This is a genomic window from Sutterella massiliensis, from assembly GCF_016899755.1.
Lineage (GTDB): Bacteria > Pseudomonadota > Gammaproteobacteria > Burkholderiales > Burkholderiaceae_F > Sutterella > Sutterella massiliensis.
The window spans coordinates 1-266 of sequence record NZ_JACJJC010000437.1 but is presented as its reverse complement, the minus strand read 5'-3'; the positions used below and the strand labels follow the sequence as shown (position 1 = coordinate 266).

Annotated in this window: 1 pseudogene; it reads right to left on the bottom strand. The window is 59.4% G+C overall.

Annotation, left to right across the window (positions count from 1 at the left end):
- A pseudogene (locus H6A60_RS13225) lies at nt 1-266 on the bottom strand (sensor histidine kinase); the annotation flags it as partial.

Sequence of the window (266 nt, the reverse complement as noted above, 5' to 3'; positions counted from 1 at the left end):
GCGACCGAATAGGCGCGCTTCGAGGCTTCGTAACGCTTTGTAAGCGCGTTGAGCGCCTTGGAAAGGGCTTCCTGCTCTTCCATGGCGTCCTGAAGCTGCTTTGTCCGCACGCGAACAAGATGCTGAGCTCGAAACGAATGCAGGACAAAAGCTGCGGCAGCCGCCAGCGCTATCAAGATGGCGGTGGAGTATTCGTCCCAGATGCGCGACGGCGTCCAGCTGCGGAGATAGGCATACGGCCCAAGCTTGAGCGTACGGTAGAGCTC